Source organism: Paenibacillus sp. 1781tsa1, assembly GCF_024159265.1.
Classification (GTDB): Bacteria; Bacillota; Bacilli; order Paenibacillales; family Paenibacillaceae; genus Paenibacillus.
The window spans coordinates 2,104,728-2,121,687 of the sequence record NZ_JAMYWY010000001.1 but is presented as its reverse complement, the minus strand read 5'-3'; the positions used below and the strand labels follow the sequence as shown (position 1 = coordinate 2,121,687).

Sequence of the window (16,960 nt, the reverse complement as noted above, 5' to 3'; positions counted from 1 at the left end):
AGGAAATTCGTCACATTATTCAGCATTTCCCGACAAATTACTCGCAACATCGACTTCTACAAGCTCTTGAGGAGCTTCAATGGATGCTTGAGGTTCAAACGTGACCGATCCAATTTTACGGAATTTCTCATAACGATCCTGTTTCAGCTGATCCCCGCTCCAGCCTTTCATCTCGTCGAGATGACGGACCAAAGCTTCACTGATGAAAGCAGCAGACGATTCATAATCCCGATGTGCACCGCCGCGTGGCTCTGGCACGATCTCTTCAATGACCTCCATCTCCAAAAGGTCCTTCGCTGTTATTTTCATCGCTTCAGCCGCCTGATCTGCCTTGGATGCATCCTTCCAGAGAATCGAAGCAGCCCCGTTCGGAGAGATCGCAGAATAGATCGCATGTTCCAGCATCAACACACGATTACCCACAGCCATAGCGAGGGCACCGCCGCTTCCACCTTCGCCGATGACCACAACAATAACAGGAACCGAAAGCTTCGCCATTTCCATCAGGTTGCGAGCGATAGCTTCCGATTGACCTCTCTCTTCTGCAGTATTACCCGGATACGCCCCTTTAGTATCAATAAACGTAATAATAGGGCGGCCAAATTTGTTCGCTTGTTTCATCAGACGAAGTCCTTTTCGGAAACCTTCCGGATGAGCGCTGCCGAAAAAGCGGGCGATGTTATCCTTCGTATCTTTCCCCCGCTGTTGTCCGATTACCGTTACTGTCTTTCCATTCAACTTGGCAAGCCCGCCAACAACCGCAAGATCGTCTCCGAACATGCGATCACCGTGCAGCTCAATGAAGTCTGTAAATATCAACTGAATCAGATCTAGCGCCGTTGGGCGTTGCTGGTGCCGGGCCAGATGCATTTTCTGAGCTGCCGTTATGCCAGTGTAAATCTCTTCTTCAAGTCTATGGTAACGTTCTTCCAGGCGGGCAATCTCGTCCGTAAAGTCGATCCCTTTTTCCTGTCCAAACTGTACGAGTTCATCAATCTTTTTGCGCATCTCAACCAGAGGCGCTTCATATGGCAACTCACCCGCCATTTAGACCCCTCCTTTTTCACTATGCATATCCAGAAGCTTGCCAAGAGTGGCCCGAAGTTCTTTCCGGTGCACAACCATGTCCAACTGACCGTGTTGCATATTAAATTCAGCCGTCTGGAAATCATCAGGTAACTTCTGACGGATGGTCTGTTCAATAACGATTCTGCCGGCAAAACCAAATACAGCGCCAGGTTCGGCAATATTAATATCGCCCAGACTCGCAAAACTTGCCGAGACTCCACCTGTCGTTGGGTCCGTAATGACCGAAATGTACAGCCCGCCCTGTTCATCCAAACGGGATAAAGCTGCGCTTGTTTTGGCCATTTGCATGAGGCTGAGAATACTCTCCTGCATCCGGGCACCACCTGATGTGGAGAAAATAATCAATGGCAAGCGCTTCTCTGTTGCATGCTCAATGGCACGGGTAATTTTCTCCCCTACAACAGAACCCATGCTGCCTGTGAAGAAATCAAAACTCATGACAGCCACAACTACAGGCAGGCCGTCAATGGTTCCTTCCCCTGTAATGACCGCTTCCTTCAGGCCTGATTTCAAACGTTGTTGTTCCAATTTGTTGCTATATCCAGGAAAGCCAAGCGGATCAACTGATATCATATCAGCGTCAAACTCAACAAACCCTTGATCATCAAGTACCATAGCAATGCGCTCCATAGCGTTAAGACGCATATGGTAACCACAAGCAGGACATACTTTAAGATTTTTCTCCAATTCCTTGCTATATTGAATGGTGCCGCATTTGCTGCACTTGTTCATAAGCCCTTCAGGTATTTCACGTTTTGGGCGCTCTAGGACTTCCTGGCCTTCGCCGGGAAGTGCACGCTCGGAAGGTATGGTAGCGTACTTCCGTTTCTTCTGGAATATATCTTTGAACACAACTACACCTCTCCAGCCGTTGATTTGATGGCCGCAACCTGCAGTGCGCTGCTTGTGACAGCTTCATCCGCGTGCTACGGTAAACCGCTTACGACCCACACGCTGCCATGGGCCTTGTCCAGCATTCACAACAAAAAAATCCGCCGGTACAGGGCAAGGATCAGCGGCTTCTGTCAGCACGATTGATGTTACCTGCAATAACCGAAAGATTGTTGCGCCGATGTTTTGAATCTATCTAGGTAGGGTCTCCGGGAGCAACCAGGTCGGTCCTAGTCCTAACAAAAAAAGAAGGAAGGACAGCAGCATACAATACATGCAAGTCGATTCCTCTCTCCGCTTACGCGATTAGTCCCTTATGTACCGATGGTACTTCTTCCTCTGCCAAGGCACGTCAATGTCGAACGAATCAGGAATGCAGAATGGAATTCAACACTTCCTGGACCTCTTCCAATTCCCCAGAAGGGACGCGAATCTCAAATTGCTGCTTGGATAAACTGATGGGACGGGTCTGTACCAGAAAACCTTCTTCCGAAAGCTTGGTCTTAATCTTGTCCGCAACCTTTGCTGTCGGCGCAATGTAAATCACCGTCCACATGCCTTGTCCGCCCCCTAAGCTAATGTTCAGAGCCCGTATATTGGACTAATGATAACATACCTCACTTTTTTTCTGCAAGAAAGGGTTCGGGACCTTTGGGGAGAATTTGGGATCATGAGGGACATTAGTCCCCCACAAATAACTCATATGGTTGACGAAATCTTCTTATTGATACCTCTTCCATAAGCAGCCCTAAGCTTATCAGGGCAGCGTCAGCCGCCCTTGAAGACCTTCATATGAGTCATTAGATTGACCACGGCATACAAGCATGGAAATACAGGGGGTTAAAGGTCTGAGGGGTATTTTTTGGCTTTAATATTTTTGTGTGCAATCCGGGCAGAAGCTGCAGCGGCCACCCCTGCAACCAGATCATCCAAAAAGACATGAATGGCTGTTGCGTGTTCGTTCAAATCATGAATGACACCTATTTTTTCTTTATCCAGATAACCAAAGCTGGTTAAACCGATCATACCATACACATGAGTAATGCCGAGGGCCAGAGTCTCGTCCACTCCATACAGGGATTCATCCGCTTCCATAATAGCTTGTAACGGTTGGGGCAAGAGTCGCTTCTCTGCAAGTTCGTCGAGGGCAATACCCGTATAGAGCGTATATTGTACCTCTCGTTTCTGCAGAACGGATTTCACGCTGGTTACACAGTCGTCCAAGGTCAGTTCGGGGTGGTACCCTTTTTGCAGACGGTATACAATTGCGGCGATTGCATCAATCCGTACCCCCCGCCGGGCCAGCATGGCTTCTACGATTTCATATGACATATCTCGACCTCCCGCATCAATCCCCCGAGGACCACTCGGTCCTTCGGTGTTCTCAAGTGTATGCAGCAACCTGTTAAAATGTTCATAAAATGTGCGGATGGTTGAAATCAGCAACCGCGCTATAACAAACACAAAAAAAACCTGTTCAGCATTTAGCCAAACAGGTTTCATATTGTGGAATAAGAACGATCACTAACGAGATAACCGGTTATTTAATTTTGACCGTACCTTCACCCAGCATCTTCTCCATATCGGAGAACAAGGTTGGTGATGGCTTAATCCGGTAGGCATCACTCAACGCAAGCAGCTTCTGCTGCTGCTCATAGAAGAGCACCGTCGCCACAGGTCCGGGATGCTCCTGAAGCAGCTGCTTCAAACGTGCCAGAAGCTCAGGCTTCTCCGCATGCGGGGCAATCTTCACGAACACCCGCTGCTCCACGGCCCGTGGTTCGCGGCTCTGCGCCGGGCTACCAGCCGCATCAGCGGCACCGCGAGGCCGGGAAGCCGCAGCCGTGGCTGCGCCCGTGCCCGCCGCATCGCTGCGCGTCGCTGCCGAGCCTTGGCTCCCGCTGCTACGCGCAGCAGAAGCATCCCCGCCTGCGCTGCTGCGCTGCGCTTCGGCTCCTGCGCCCGCTGGCCGCCGCGGCGAAGCCGACTGCGCCGGGCGCGAAGAGCTGCCGCTGCCGGGCTTGCCTCGGCGGTCACGGCTGCGCAGCTGCTGCTCCAGTGCCGCCGGTGACAACGGCACCACTTCCTCAGCCAGCAGCTTAAACCCTTCGTCCTGCTGCTGCACTTTGGCACGCACGACGAGCAGTTCACCTTTCCCGACATGCTGCTGGCTACGCCGCCATACCTCGGGAAAGAGAACCACTTCGCAGCGTTCAATCTGGTCTTCCAGCTCCATGAACGCCATAGCCTTGCCCTGTTTCGTCGTGATCGACTTCACAGACACAACCATACCCGCGGCGACGGCCATCGTGTCGTCTGCCGCCTCGGTCAGCTCCATGATCCGGTCAGCCCCACTCGATTCAAGCACATCTTCATAGTCATCCAGCGGATGCCCGGAGAGATACAAGCCTAACAACTCACGCTCCAGCTCCAGTTGCTGCCCTGAGGAATAAGGAGGGATCTCCGGGTATTCAATCTCCCAGTTTGGCGTCTCCACAAAGTCAAACAATTGAATCTGCAGATCCTCACGTTCCTTCCGCCATTTCAGGGCTGCCTCAACGGTCTCATCCAGCATCGCCAGCAATTGGGCCCGGTGTCCAGGTAAGGTGTCAAAAGCTCCGGCCTGGATCAGCGATTCAATCACACGTTTGTTGCATACACGCAGATCCACACGACGACAAAAATCGAGCAGACTGTCGAACGGTCTCTCCTGCCTTACGATCATAATGCTTTCCATTGCCTGGGTACCGACATTTTTCACAGCAGCCAGACCGAAGCGAATTGCCCCCTTTGAGGTAGCCTTCACCAATTCCGGTTCCTTCCGGTTGTCAGATGCTTCAGGCAAGGATGTCGATGACTGCCACTCATATCCGCCACTGTCCTCTTCGGAGCCAGGACCCGGATCATCCGGCAAAGGTGCTTCACCATATTCAGCTTGTCCCGAATGCTCCTCATGCTCATGAACGTGTTCTTCCTTGAAGGAACTTCCGTTACCGTTCGTGGTATGTTCTTCTGCCGCGCTTCCGGTGTCACTCTCTGCATCTGCTCCCGCAGTCTGCTGCGATACAATGCTCTGATCCCCGGTTCCTGCACTGCCGGACGGTACAAATACAGGTGTAAACAGAATACCGCTCTCATTCACATCCGGCGGAAGCACCTCCATATCCATACGCCGACATTCCACCACGTACTCTGCCACTTTCCGATGACTGCCCATCACGGCTGTCAGCATGGACGCCATAAAATGAACCGGATAATGTGCCTTCAGATAAGCCGTCTGGAACGCGAGCACACCATATGCCGCGGCATGAGCACGCGGGAAGCCATAGTTGGCAAACTTGACGATCATATCATAGACCAGGTCTGCCTCTTCCTCGCTATACCCTTGTTTCAGACTACCTTGTACAAAGTGTCCACGCTCCAGATCAAGCACTTCCCGTTTCTTCTTGGAGACCGCTCTGCGAAGCAAATCTGCTTCACCCAGCGAGAAACCCGCCATCCGGGAGGCAATCTGCATGATCTGTTCCTGATACACGATGATGCCATACGTATCTTTCAGGATAGGCTCTAGATCCACATGGGGGTAATCCACTTCAATCTGCCCATGCTTGCCCTGAATGTATTTGGATATGAACTCCATCGGACCCGGACGGTACAAGGCAAGTACCGAGATTACATCTTCAAAGCTACTTGGCTTCAAGTCTTTCAGCACACGGCGTACACCGGCAGATTCCAGTTGGAATATGCCCATCGTGTCACCACGGCCAAGCATCTCGTAGGTTAAAGCATCATCATCGGGAATAAGACGGAAGTCCGGAATTTCTCCATGTTCCCCAATCCAGCGTACACACCGCTCAATGATCGAGAGGGTACGCAGACCGAGAAAGTCCATCTTAAGCAACCCTATCGACTCCAGGTTTTCCATGGAATACTGGGTTAACGCGGTCCCTTCACTGCCCTCCTGAAGCGGCACCACATCGGTCAGCGGGTCACGGGAGATAACCACTCCCGCTGCATGCGTTGAAGCATGACGCGGCATACCTTCGACCTTCATGGCCATATCCAGCAGTTCACGGGTTTTCGGCTTGGTTTCATACAGCGCCTTCAGCTCAGGTGTAGCTTCCATGGCTCGCTCGATGTTAATGCCGAGCTGTGCTGGAATCAGCTTCGCAGCCTTGTCCACTTCACCATAAGGCACATTCAGTGCCCGTCCAACATCACGTACGGCTGCACGGGCAGCCATCGTTCCAAACGTAATAATCTGGGCGACATGGGCTTTGCCATATTTATGTGCAACATAATCAATGACCTCATCCCGCCGTTCATCGCTGAAGTCAATATCAATATCCGGCATGGAGATCCGCTCGGGATTCAGGAACCGTTCGAAGAGCAGGTTGTATTTCATCGGATCAACATCTGTGATGTGCAACGTGTATGCTACCAGACTCCCTGCCGAGGAGCCCCGGCCTGGTCCAGTAACAATGCCTTGTTTATGCGCATAGGCGATAAAGTCCCAGACAATCAAAAAATAATCCGAGAACCCCATACTGTCGATCACACCAAGTTCATACGCCAGTCGTTGTTCAAGTTCGGATCGAAGCTCCTCGTCTGTCCATCGTGTGGACTGCGCGTAACGCTCCTCCATGCCCTCTTCGCACAACTGACGCAGATACGCCGAAGGACTGAGTCCATCAGGAAGTGGTCTATATTCAGGCAAAATCGATTTGCCGAATTCCAGCTTCAATTCACAAGACTCCGCAATGCGGACGGTATTTGCCAGAGCTTCCGGTACATGAGGAAACAAACGAGCCATCTCTTCTTCACTTTTCAGATAGAGCTGATTCGTTCCAATGCGGAGCCGATTCTCATCATCCACGGTCTTGCCCGTTCCGATACAGATCAGCACATCCTGGAGCTCCGCATCTTCTTCCGAAAGATAGTGGGCATCATTCGTCGCTACAAGCGGAATTTCCAGCTCGGCCGCCAGTTTGATCAACTGCGGATTTACCCTTTTTTGCTCGGAAAGCCCATGATCCTGAAGTTCCAGATAGAAGTCTTCACCAAAGATATTTTTATAACGCAACGCTGCACGCCGCGCTTCTTCCTCTCGTCCATGCAATAAGTGCTGAGGAACCTCGCCCCCCAGACACGCACTAAGACAGATAATTCCCTCATGATGGGCAGCCAGACTTTCCATATCGACACGTGGTTTGTAATGAAAACCTTCGAGATGTCCAATCGAGCACAATTTCATCAGATTACGGTATCCGGTCATGTTTTTGGCCAGCAAAATCAAATGATGAATCGGCTGATCCTTGCGGCTGCCCCGCTCTTTGCGGGACCCTGCTGTCATGTATGCCTCGCAACCGATAATCGGCTTGATACCGCGTTCAATACATGCTTTATAAAAAGGAATTGCACCATACATTACGCCATGGTCGGTTAGCGCCAGTGTTGTCATTCCAAGATCTGCAGCCTTATTCACGAGATCCGGAATACGCGCAGCGCCGTCCAGCAAACTGTATTCGCTGTGAACGTGCAAATGCACAAAAGAACTCATGTTTTTTTCTTCCTTTCGCCGCAGATAGTCGCAGCATCGATCTTCTGATCCGTTTGCCGCTCTATCTTCCTCATATATATGAATTAAATAAATAAAAAATGGAATCACCTTTAAAAAAATTCGTAACAACCTCTGAAAAGGAGACTTTATTATTCTATTTTATCATAACGTTCGGGGGCACGCCCATACAATAGAAGTACAAGCCGCTCCCCCTGTGACAGACCGAAGACAGGAGGTGTGCTGCTAGGTCTGAAAGGGGTGTTGCCAGTGAGCACATTTTTGTCCAAAGCCATTCTTGATTTCTTTATTGCGTTTGGAATCGTGCTGGGCGGCGCGATGATCGGAGGTATTGGAGCGGTGATTTCTCTTCAGCCTCCAACACAGACAATGCTCGATATTTCCGGGAAAATAAAGATATGGGCACTCGCAGCCGCTGTGGGCGGCACCATCGATCCCATGCGTGTCATCGAGAGCAATTTCCTGGATGGTAACCTGTCTCCGGCGGTCAAACAAATCCTCTATTTGATCTCTGCTTTTATGGGCGCGCATATGGGAACCGAATTGGTGAAATGGGTGTGCGGCGGAGGCCGGAGCTAATATGAGACAGGAACAGCGTTCATGAGAGTTCCGCCATTCTCCCGTTACCGTCCGCTGATGCGAATGACCGCTGTATTTGTTCTGGGAATGATCGCTGGGTGTGTCGTCTACAATGGGGTATTTCACCTGAGTTACAATGCGTTGTGGCTGAACAATCAGGAGCTGCAGCTTCAGCTGCATCAGAATGAGGAGGATATCAAAACACTGAAAAAATACAGTAAACGCCAAACCGTAATCAAGGAAATCAAAGTCCGTGCAGAAGAATCGGATAAGGGACCCGACGAGGCTTCTCTGAAAGTGATGTTACAGAAGCTCGGAGACGAACTTGAAGTCCTTCGGGGCAGAGATGTATTCAACATCGACGAGTATAGCAAAATGACGCGAATCATGCTGAATCAGAAAGTGTACTCGGTCAGAGAAAAGGAGTACACCGTTCAGGTCAAAACGATGCTGGTTATGGAAGGCGTACTGCAAGTTTGGGTACAGATTCGCATGCATGTTCCTACGTAACAGCAAAAAACTGCCCTTGTCTGCATCTCTGCATGGTACAATAAGGGCAGTAAATGCTTTCCAGAAAAGGAGCTGCGTCTTTGTGTTCATTGATGTACTCAAATATGTTCTAATCGCTATCTTTGCTGTTGCCATGGTTTTGGCAGCGTTGAACAGCATTCGTTCACACAGAAGCTCGGATGCTACCAGCGCCGGTCTGTACCGTTCTTGGACGAATATCTGGATGGGTGGCATGCTTGTTGTTCTTGCGCTGATCCTGATGTTTGTCTTCACGGGGTCCACCTTATCTGTGGTTGTGGAAGCGCTATTTCTGATTATGGGTGCGTACAATGTATTTGCCGGAATACGTAACCGCAGTTATTATGCCCGGCTTCAACAACGGTCCAGTAATGGATCAAGTAAAACTTCCGGACAATCTGCATGATTCGTTGAAGCGCTATGGTTGTGTTTGCAAAAAGAGAGTACTTCCCTTCATCAAGCGAAGCCAGAACCGCGCTACAGCGCAACCCGGCAAAGCTTCTTATGAGGGAGTACTCTCTTTGTCTATGCCTAAGGCTACACAACCTGCTAGGCATGGTCAATGGACTGCAATGTCATTACTGCTTTGCATACCACACTGCCTTCACGTGTAACCACAATGTCCATTTTGCATGTTCGACGACTGGTTTCCAGAATTACAGGTCGAACTAGAATCTGATCCTCAATCTGTACCGGTCGAACAAAATAAGTCGTGACATTATCCACCACATGATCGTTCCCTGTAACATCCCACGCTGCCCGCCGGCCAGCCTGTGTCATCACATTCAACAGAACACCTTCGGAGATCGTACCCAGATCCGTTGCCATCTGAGGAATGATGAATCCGTGAAATAACAGTTCATTCTGATCACCGCGCTCCTCGGCAAACCCGTTCCAGATCAGATGATCAAACGTCTCTCCCAGTTGTGGCTGCTTCTGTGCATCCCGCATGGCCTGCAGCACTTCCTTGCGCGTGACGGACGCAATCAGTTTGCGATTGCGATCCACGATTGGCAGAAAATCGATGCCTTCCCAGGTCATAATTTGCGCAGCGGAAGCAAGAGAGGTTTGTAGCGACGCCGTAATCGGGCGGCGAACGACACATTTCTCAATACTCTGATCTGCCGTCAGCTCACTGACATCCTTCAGACTTACAATGCCAATGACCCGGTTCCATTCATCCACGACTGGAAAGCGATGTTCCCCCGTCTCCGAAACCAGCATATGAAAATCTGCAGCTGAACTGGTGACCTTTAATACCTGCAAGCGAGGTTTCTGACCAATGATATCCTCAACAAGCATAATTTTTTTCTTAATCAGCCGGTCGAAGATCGCACGGTTAATCATGGAAGCCACCGTGAATGTATCATGTCTGGATGATATAATCGGTAGCCCAAGCTCGTCAGCCATAATTCTTACTTCACGGCTTGTCCCAAAACCACCCGTAATCAACACGCCCGCTCCCTGTTCGAGGGCAAGCGAGTGAGCATCCTCACGGTTACCCACAATCAATAGACTCCCAGCGTCAATATAACGGGCCATCGCCTGTTCTTTCATCGCACCAATCACATACTTGTGCAGCGGTTTGGCCAGACCTTCGTTACCACCCAGCACATGGCCCTCGACAATGGTCACAACATCAGCAAAGGTCAACTGTTCCGACATGCCCCGAGGTCTCTTCTCAATCCGTACCGTTCCAATTCGTTCCTTGGTCACGACCAGTCCGAAGTTCTCCGCCTCTTTCACCGCACGATAAGCTGTCCCTTCACTTACACCGAGTTCCCGCGCAAGTCCACGCACCGATATTTTACTGCCAACCTTCAGTTGTTCAATATGTTGAAGTAACTGTTCATGCTTCGTTACGTTCTCTTCCTGTCCGTCCAACTGTACCACCCCCGAAGATGCATCTGTACTATTCTGTACCTATTATAACACGCCTTCAGGAAAATAACCCCACCCCATCCCATTCTCACAGGTAAGGTTTGCCATCTGAATTTAACCGCTCGATTATCCTCTAATCCTGTATGTAGCAAAAAAGACCGGACCCCTTGCTTCAGGGATTCCGGTCTTTCATGTTGGATCTCATACCGTACATTATACAGACTCGCTCCGCTCCTGCTTGTCCAGCAGTTTCATCTCCCACTGCCGCAGCTTCGCCCGGCGAACGGCTTCCAGTGCACGTTTCTTCTCTTCATCCACACCGAGAATAAAATGTAGATGTGCACCAACGATTAATAAGGAGAATAGCACCCATACGATGCCAAAAATATTAACCCAGTCCATTCCTCCAGCAAAGGAAATCCGCGGCAGTGCAATGACCAGCATCGACAACGCAATAAGCAGATAGATTACATGTTTTGCTTTTTTCAACCTCTTCACCATTCACAGCTCCTTCGTTCTTGATCGACTCTATATTCTAGTCTATGAACGGTAAGGAGCTAATATGAAAGGTTCAGGTAAAAAAACAAGACAACCTTTTAGTACGTGTTCATCCTTCGTAATCAAAAGTGGACTTTTTGAACTACCTTTTTACGCTTCAGCGCCACCGTACAGATGACCCAGGCTGTCTGCAATAATTTTGTTCACGTCTTCAATGATGACACTGAGGCGACGCTCCGCATCAAACAAACGGCGGATGTTCAGATTTAAACTCAGTACTTCAAACAGTTTTTCCATTTTCTCCATCTCATCCGGAGCTGGCATATCCCCGCTCATCATGCGTTGTTGCAATTCCATTTGTTGATCACGGAAGTTATCCAGCATTGCTTTTGCATCCGGATCCGCTTCAATCAGCTTCATCGCGGAAGTAATCTCTTCCACCTCGCTGCTTTCTCTCAGTGCTTTGGCCAAATCATTGGCTTTGTCATAAATGTTCACTATTATTCCTCCTCAGATTGGTTTGTTCTTCCGTGTTAATACACGCTTTTCTCCGCTGTCAAACAAAGGCGATCTGAAACAGGCCATCAATAATCTGCCTCAAATCAAATGCATTTAATCCATATGGGTCAATCACCAAGGGTTATATGTCCTCATATGATGAAGCACATGCCATGTTCAGATGCCGTTCAACTTCGAGATCAGACATCAAGTTGCCGCCCGGAAGGAGATCCGTGATGTCCACTAAAAAAGTAACGATTCAGGTTACCGGCTCGGGCATCCTGCAGGACGACGTCATCATGCTGGGCGAAGGGGTGCTCAAGGCACTTAAAATCCCTTCAGGAAGGCCGCTTCAGCTGCAATTTGGCTCTTTCCGCCGAGAAGTCACTGTCATTCCGGTTCCAAGGTATGACGGGCTGCGCATCAACCAGACCGTTGCCAGCAAGACCGGTCTCGTTCCACGTTCGGTCCTGAGGGTATCCTATCGTTCAGCCAGCCGTACGCTTCGCCTTGGACCCTACATCAGTGTACTGGTTAGCCAGGATTATCCCGATCAGCCCGATCGGCCCTTTGGCTCCATCACGATGTTCTGTCAAGAACTGGTGAACGCCTGTCGTAAGCAAGGCGCCTATGTATCCTTTTTCACACCGGAGGATATTGGAGCGGTAACGGGTTATATGAAAGGCTGGGTGTATGATGACGGCTGGAAAAAGACTGTTCTGCCTGTAGCAGACGTCGTCAATAACCGGCTAACGTCCCGCAAGCTTGAGAACAAACCTAGCGTACAGCATTTTATGAAAGAAGTAAAATCGCTCTACGGCACGCAAACCTTCAATGAAAAGTTTCTGGACAAAAACGAAGTATTTGACGCACTCAAGTCCATTTCAACGCTTAAACGAGTTCTTCCCGAGTCCCATTTGCTCAAGACGTCCACCATGCTCAAGACGATGTGTAACCGGCATCCGGTTGTATTTCTGAAGCCCGTACGCGGTTCTTTGGGCAAAGGTATCATCCGGGTCTCACGTCAGACGGACGGAAGTTTCTTGACTCTGGCGACTGGCGTCGGGGGTACCCGGAAACAAACGTATGCTTCTCTGGATAAACTGTATGCCAGTATGTCTGGGAAAATGAAAACAACGCGTTATCAGATCCAACAAGGGCTGACTCTCATTGACAACAGTGGCAGACCCGTGGATTTCCGTGCGCTCGTGCAGAAGAACCGTACAGGTAAATGGAGTGTAACCTCTATCGTCGCACGGATTGCGGGTGGGAGTCACTACGTATCCAATCTGGCACGGGGTGGAAGTCTCAGCACCGTCAAGGATGCTGTTGCCAAAACACAGTTGTCTGGATCGGCGAAAGCTTCCGCATATGCAGGATTGCACACCGCAGCACTAGATATTGCAAAAGGGATCGAGAGTGCCATCCCTGCTCATTTTGGTGAACTCGGTATTGATCTGGCCTTGGACACGACTGGGCGCGTATGGCTGCTCGAAGTTAACTCCAAACCATCCAAGAATGATAATACACCACTGAGTGAGAGCAAGATCCGCCCTTCCGTCAAAGCCATGCTCGAATATTCTACGTACCTGGCGGGTTTTTGAAAAGTCATTCCCTATTTGGAAACAAATCTGATTGAGGAGAGGTGCAGCGCAATGTTTCCATCATCTCAGATCAAAACAATGGCCATTCTGGTACGTGCAACCGAAGGCTCACCTCCCTTCACGGATGAACTTTTCTGCCGTCGTCTCAGTTTGGGGAGTATGCAATACGCTCTTCAGATTATTGTGATCCCGATATCGATTGATGCAGCCCATCTCCCTCTTCAATGGGGATATGCCTATCACCAAGGGAAGTGGAACTCAGTACCTGTTCCTGCAGTTGACCTCATGATGGATCGTTGTCTTCGCCCTCTCCCAAGGAACGTCAGACAACAGCTTAAGGAATGGATACGAACCAACGGCACAGATCAACACCGTTATTGGTCTGCTTCCCTTCCAGGAAAATGGGAGGTACATCGTGTGTTGTCCCGAAATCCTGAATTGCGGTCACAACTTGCCCCCACAACCCGGATCGGATCGCATATTCCTTGGGAAACCTGGCTGAATCGTTGGCCCAGAGGACTGTTCTTCAAACCGATAGCCGGTACTCATGGCAAAAGTACCTTTCGCCTGTCTCGGGGAGCGACTCCATCAACATGGATCGCGGAGGGGCGTAACGAGGACAATGAACCCTTTTACCTTGCATTTAACCATACCCAGGCTGTATCTTCCTGGCTCGCATTACATCAGGCTGAGCGTAAGATGATCGTGCAGCCCTATCTGGAGCTTTGCCATCAGGGAAGAGCGTTCGACATACGGGCTCTTATGCAAAAGAACGGGCAAGGTCGCTGGACACTTACCGGATGTATGGTACGTGAAGGACCCGAAGGTTCACTCACGTCCAATCTTCACGGAGGGGGTAAAGCATATCCTGCCGACGCATATCTGCTCCAGCGATATGGAACGATCCGTACAGAAACTCTGCTGAAGAGCATCCGGCAGACTGCTACTCTTATCCCCACCCTGCTGGAAAGCCGTTTCGGCAGGTTAGCCGAATTGGGGCTTGATTTCGGAGCAGATGCAGAGGGCCAACTCTGGCTAATTGAAGTCAACTCCAAACCAGGCCGCACCTCATTCGCAGAAGCGGGCGACCGACGCATGCATAGCCTGACTTATACCCGGCCGCTTGCCTATGCCCGTTATCTGTTGCAACAACATGTTCTCACGGACGTCTTTCGTCCAATGAAATTGCCGAATACATCCAGCAAAGCTGGCCTGAAACCCATCCCGATTCACGGCGGCTGAGGCCCGCAGCGCCCGCTTGCCATGGAGCCCAAGGATCTTTTCAGGATAGGAGGATAAATCATGAGTTTGACCTTTTGCAATCTGCATTTCACCAAGCAACCGGATAAAGTGGTTTATGTATCCAACGCTTTAATGAAGAGCCTCAACCTGTCCGGCAAAAAAACGGTGCACCTTCGCTTCGGGCGTGACCGGGTACCTGCAACGATCAAACCAATCAAAAAAGCAGGTAAACATCTGTATCTCGCTTCAGGTATCCGTAATTTAATGAACGTTCCCAAACGGGGCAGTATTTATCTCCGAAACTTGCAAAATGATGAGGTTCAGTTAGGTCCACTGATCGGTGTACTCTCTGATGGGCCTTCAACTATCACTAATCCATTCGGTTCCCGTACTGGTTTTATCAAACAGTTACTCCGTGAAGGCAGCCGGAAATCCTATATTTATGCCTTTACTCCCCGGGATATCAATTGGCAGAATGAGACGGTATCCGGTTTTTTTCTGAATGAAAACGGAAGCTTTACCCGTAAAACGGTACCTCTGCCCGATGTGGTATACAACCGGTTACCAAGCCGACGTTCCGATTTCTCACCAGCCATCAACCAACTGCGTGAACGATTTATTCGTCGGAAAATTCCGTTCTTCAACTGGAGCTTTTTCAACAAATCAGATATCTATACATTGCTGGAGAATGAACCGGTAGCAGGACGGTATATCCCTGAATCGATTACCAATCCATCCGTTGAACAGATGAAGGAAATGTTGGAACGCCATCAGTTCGTCTACTATAAACCTACTGCAGGAAGTCTGGGGAACGGGATCTACCGCCTGACGTATTCGCCCAAACGTGGATATTTCGCACGTTATCGCAAAAAAGGTGGTAATGCACTCCTGCGGTTTGGCTCCTTCAACAGTCTGATGCGCATGCTTCAGGGAAGACATGGCAAACAACTTCGCGGATATGTTGTTCAGCAGGGAATACGTCTAATTGAGATTGATGAATGTCCGATTGATTTTCGTTTTCACATGCACAAAAATGGTAACAATCAATGGGTTGTTGTCGGGATTGGAGCCAAAAAGGCAGGACGTGGCAGCGTCACAACACACATCAAAAATGGCGGCTCCCTAATGACTCCTGAGCAGGCGCTCAGTCGCAACTTCGGCGATCGTGCGGGAGAAGTTCTTCAGCATGCCAAATCCGTCGCTATTACACTGGCCCAGGCGATTGAAACCCAGCACCAGCATCTGATTGGTGAGATTGGCTTTGATCTGGGCATTGATCAGGAGGAACATGTATGGATGTTCGAAGCGAACGCCAAACCCGGGCGCTCCATTTTCCGTCACCCTTCACTCCGGGTGGAGGGAAAATCATCGGTGGAGCACATCTTGGAACACTGCCTGTATTTGAGCAAGTTCCGGAAGAAGGAAGAAATTTGATGAGCCTTCATGATGATTTCAAACCTGTCATTGCTGTTTTGACCATGCATGATAATCAGCGCATGTTCAGGGGAAATCATCAAAATTTTCAAGATATCCTACAGACAGGCGAGAGCATGGGATACGTGGTGTACATTGTAACTGTGCGGGATCTGAACGTAAGTGGTCCCACCGTGAAAGGATATACGTACAACAAGGGGAGTGGAAAGTGGGTTTCACAACCTTTCCCCCTTCCCCATGTTCTGTACAATCGTATTCCCAACCGGGAAGACGAAGGAAAACCTTCCGTTCAGCGCAAAATTGACGAATGCATGCAATCAGGAATCGAACTGTATAACCCGTTCTTTTTCAACAAATGGGATCTGTTCGAATGGCTTAAGAAGTCCAAATCAACTCAGCAACTGATTCCTTATACTCGGCGGATGCGAAGTGCTTCTTCTCTGGGTGCCGTTCTACGGAGCTATCCCTATCTGTACCTTAAACCTGAGAGTGGCAAAGCTGGTAAAGGAATCATGATGCTTAAATTTCAGGAAAAAGAACGTCTGCCCTATCGACTCAAAATACAAACCACACGTAAAAGCACGACCTATAAAGCAGCTACACTCGCCAAGTTGTGGGCACGGATTCGCAAAGAAACCGGACATACGCCCTATATCATGCAACAAGGCATTGAACTGGCCTCCTCTCGTAAACGCCCCTTCGATTTGCGTGTTCTGGTACAAAAGAACAGCAAGGGTCAATGGAGTGTAACGGGTGTAGGTGCGAGACTTGCTGGCTCTCGCAGCATTACAACACATGTGCCACGCGGCGGGACCGTAGAAGACCCTGAGAAGCTGCTGACCGAGCTTTTTGGGGAAGAAATGGCAACAGCCCTGATGAAACGTGTGAAATCCACTTCATTAATGATCGCAAGACAGGTAGAACGTGGATCGGGTTTCACACTCGGAGAAATGTCCATGGATCTGGGCATTGATGAACTGGGGGAACTCTGGTTCTTTGAAGCCAATGCCAAACCCATGAAGTTTGATGAACCACAGATCAGACGGAGGTCATTGGAGCGTATATTTCACTACAGCGCTTATCTTGCCCGTCAGTCCAAACGATGATAGACAGGAATACTGCAAAAAGAAGGTGATTG

General features: G+C 49.7%; 15 protein-coding genes. 7 read left to right on the top strand and 8 right to left on the bottom strand.

Annotation, left to right across the window (positions count from 1 at the left end; all coding sequences use genetic code 11):
- Positions 1-15: 15 nt before the first annotated feature.
- The 5 genes from NKT06_RS09580 to NKT06_RS09560 all read right to left on the bottom strand — a co-directional run bounded on the left by NKT06_RS09580 (position 16) and on the right by NKT06_RS09560 (position 7,540).
- Entirely contained in the window at positions 16-1,047 is a 1,032-nt protein-coding gene (locus NKT06_RS09580) for an acetyl-CoA carboxylase carboxyltransferase subunit alpha (protein WP_253433053.1), read from the bottom strand.
- On the bottom strand, positions 1,048-1,941 hold the full coding sequence (gene accD, locus NKT06_RS09575) for an acetyl-CoA carboxylase, carboxyltransferase subunit beta (protein ID WP_036609844.1): 894 nt from the start codon (positions 1,939-1,941) through the stop codon (positions 1,048-1,050).
- Positions 1,942-2,347: 406 nt separating this feature from the next.
- Positions 2,348-2,536, bottom strand: coding sequence for a hypothetical protein (locus NKT06_RS09570; protein ID WP_017689496.1), 189 nt, complete (start codon positions 2,534-2,536; stop codon positions 2,348-2,350).
- A gap of 284 nt (positions 2,537-2,820) precedes the next feature.
- Positions 2,821-3,312, bottom strand: coding sequence for a phosphatidylglycerophosphatase A family protein (locus NKT06_RS09565; RefSeq protein WP_253433050.1), 492 nt, complete (start codon positions 3,310-3,312; stop codon positions 2,821-2,823).
- A 208-nt stretch (positions 3,313-3,520) separates the two neighbouring features.
- Positions 3,521-7,540 (bottom strand): DNA polymerase III subunit alpha, encoded by a 4,020-nt coding sequence (locus NKT06_RS09560; RefSeq protein ID WP_253433047.1) that lies wholly within the window; start codon positions 7,538-7,540, stop codon positions 3,521-3,523.
- A gap of 267 nt (positions 7,541-7,807) precedes the next feature.
- Here NKT06_RS09560 and NKT06_RS09555 point away from each other — a divergent pair, with 267 nt between their 5' ends.
- From NKT06_RS09555 to NKT06_RS09545, 3 genes are all read left to right on the top strand, one after another.
- Entirely contained in the window at positions 7,808-8,137 is a 330-nt protein-coding gene (locus NKT06_RS09555) for a YtrH family sporulation protein (protein WP_026081169.1), read from the top strand.
- A gap of 21 nt (positions 8,138-8,158) precedes the next feature.
- Positions 8,159-8,647, top strand: coding sequence for a sporulation membrane protein YtrI (locus tag NKT06_RS09550; protein WP_253433044.1), 489 nt, complete (start codon positions 8,159-8,161; stop codon positions 8,645-8,647).
- 82 nt (positions 8,648-8,729) lie between these two features.
- Positions 8,730-9,071 (top strand): YtpI family protein, encoded by a 342-nt coding sequence (locus tag NKT06_RS09545; protein WP_253433042.1) that lies wholly within the window; start codon positions 8,730-8,732, stop codon positions 9,069-9,071.
- Positions 9,072-9,214: 143 nt separating this feature from the next.
- Here the strand turns inward: NKT06_RS09545 and NKT06_RS09540 are convergent, their stop codons facing one another.
- From NKT06_RS09540 to NKT06_RS09530, 3 genes are all read right to left on the bottom strand, one after another.
- Positions 9,215-10,549, bottom strand: a complete 1,335-nt coding sequence (locus NKT06_RS09540) for a DRTGG domain-containing protein (protein WP_253433039.1) — start codon at positions 10,547-10,549, stop codon at positions 9,215-9,217.
- A gap of 210 nt (positions 10,550-10,759) precedes the next feature.
- Entirely contained in the window at positions 10,760-11,044 is a 285-nt protein-coding gene (locus NKT06_RS09535) for a hypothetical protein (RefSeq protein WP_085981456.1), read from the bottom strand.
- A gap of 150 nt (positions 11,045-11,194) precedes the next feature.
- Complete coding sequence (locus NKT06_RS09530) at positions 11,195-11,542, bottom strand: YlbF/YmcA family competence regulator (RefSeq protein ID WP_036609862.1); 348 nt, start codon at positions 11,540-11,542, stop codon at positions 11,195-11,197.
- 236 nt (positions 11,543-11,778) lie between these two features.
- Here NKT06_RS09530 and NKT06_RS09525 point away from each other — a divergent pair, with 236 nt between their 5' ends.
- Genes NKT06_RS09525 through NKT06_RS09510 form a run of 4 tightly spaced genes read left to right on the top strand, consistent with a single transcriptional unit; the run spans position 11,779 to position 16,928 of the window.
- Positions 11,779-13,146 carry a YheC/YheD family endospore coat-associated protein gene (locus NKT06_RS09525; RefSeq protein WP_253433036.1) on the top strand — a complete coding sequence of 456 codons (1,368 nt, stop codon included), beginning with the start codon at positions 11,779-11,781 and terminating at the stop codon, positions 13,144-13,146.
- Between the two features lie 51 nt (positions 13,147-13,197).
- Positions 13,198-14,388 carry a YheC/YheD family endospore coat-associated protein gene (locus NKT06_RS09520; protein WP_253433033.1) on the top strand — a complete coding sequence of 397 codons (1,191 nt, stop codon included), beginning with the start codon at positions 13,198-13,200 and terminating at the stop codon, positions 14,386-14,388.
- 60 nt (positions 14,389-14,448) lie between these two features.
- Positions 14,449-15,822 (top strand): YheC/YheD family endospore coat-associated protein, encoded by a 1,374-nt coding sequence (locus NKT06_RS09515; RefSeq protein WP_253433030.1) that lies wholly within the window; start codon positions 14,449-14,451, stop codon positions 15,820-15,822.
- Positions 15,822-16,928 carry a YheC/YheD family endospore coat-associated protein gene (locus NKT06_RS09510; protein WP_253433027.1) on the top strand — a complete coding sequence of 369 codons (1,107 nt, stop codon included), beginning with the start codon at positions 15,822-15,824 and terminating at the stop codon, positions 16,926-16,928. The genes NKT06_RS09515 and NKT06_RS09510 overlap by 1 nt, the downstream gene beginning before the upstream one ends.
- Positions 16,929-16,960 lie beyond the last annotated feature (32 nt).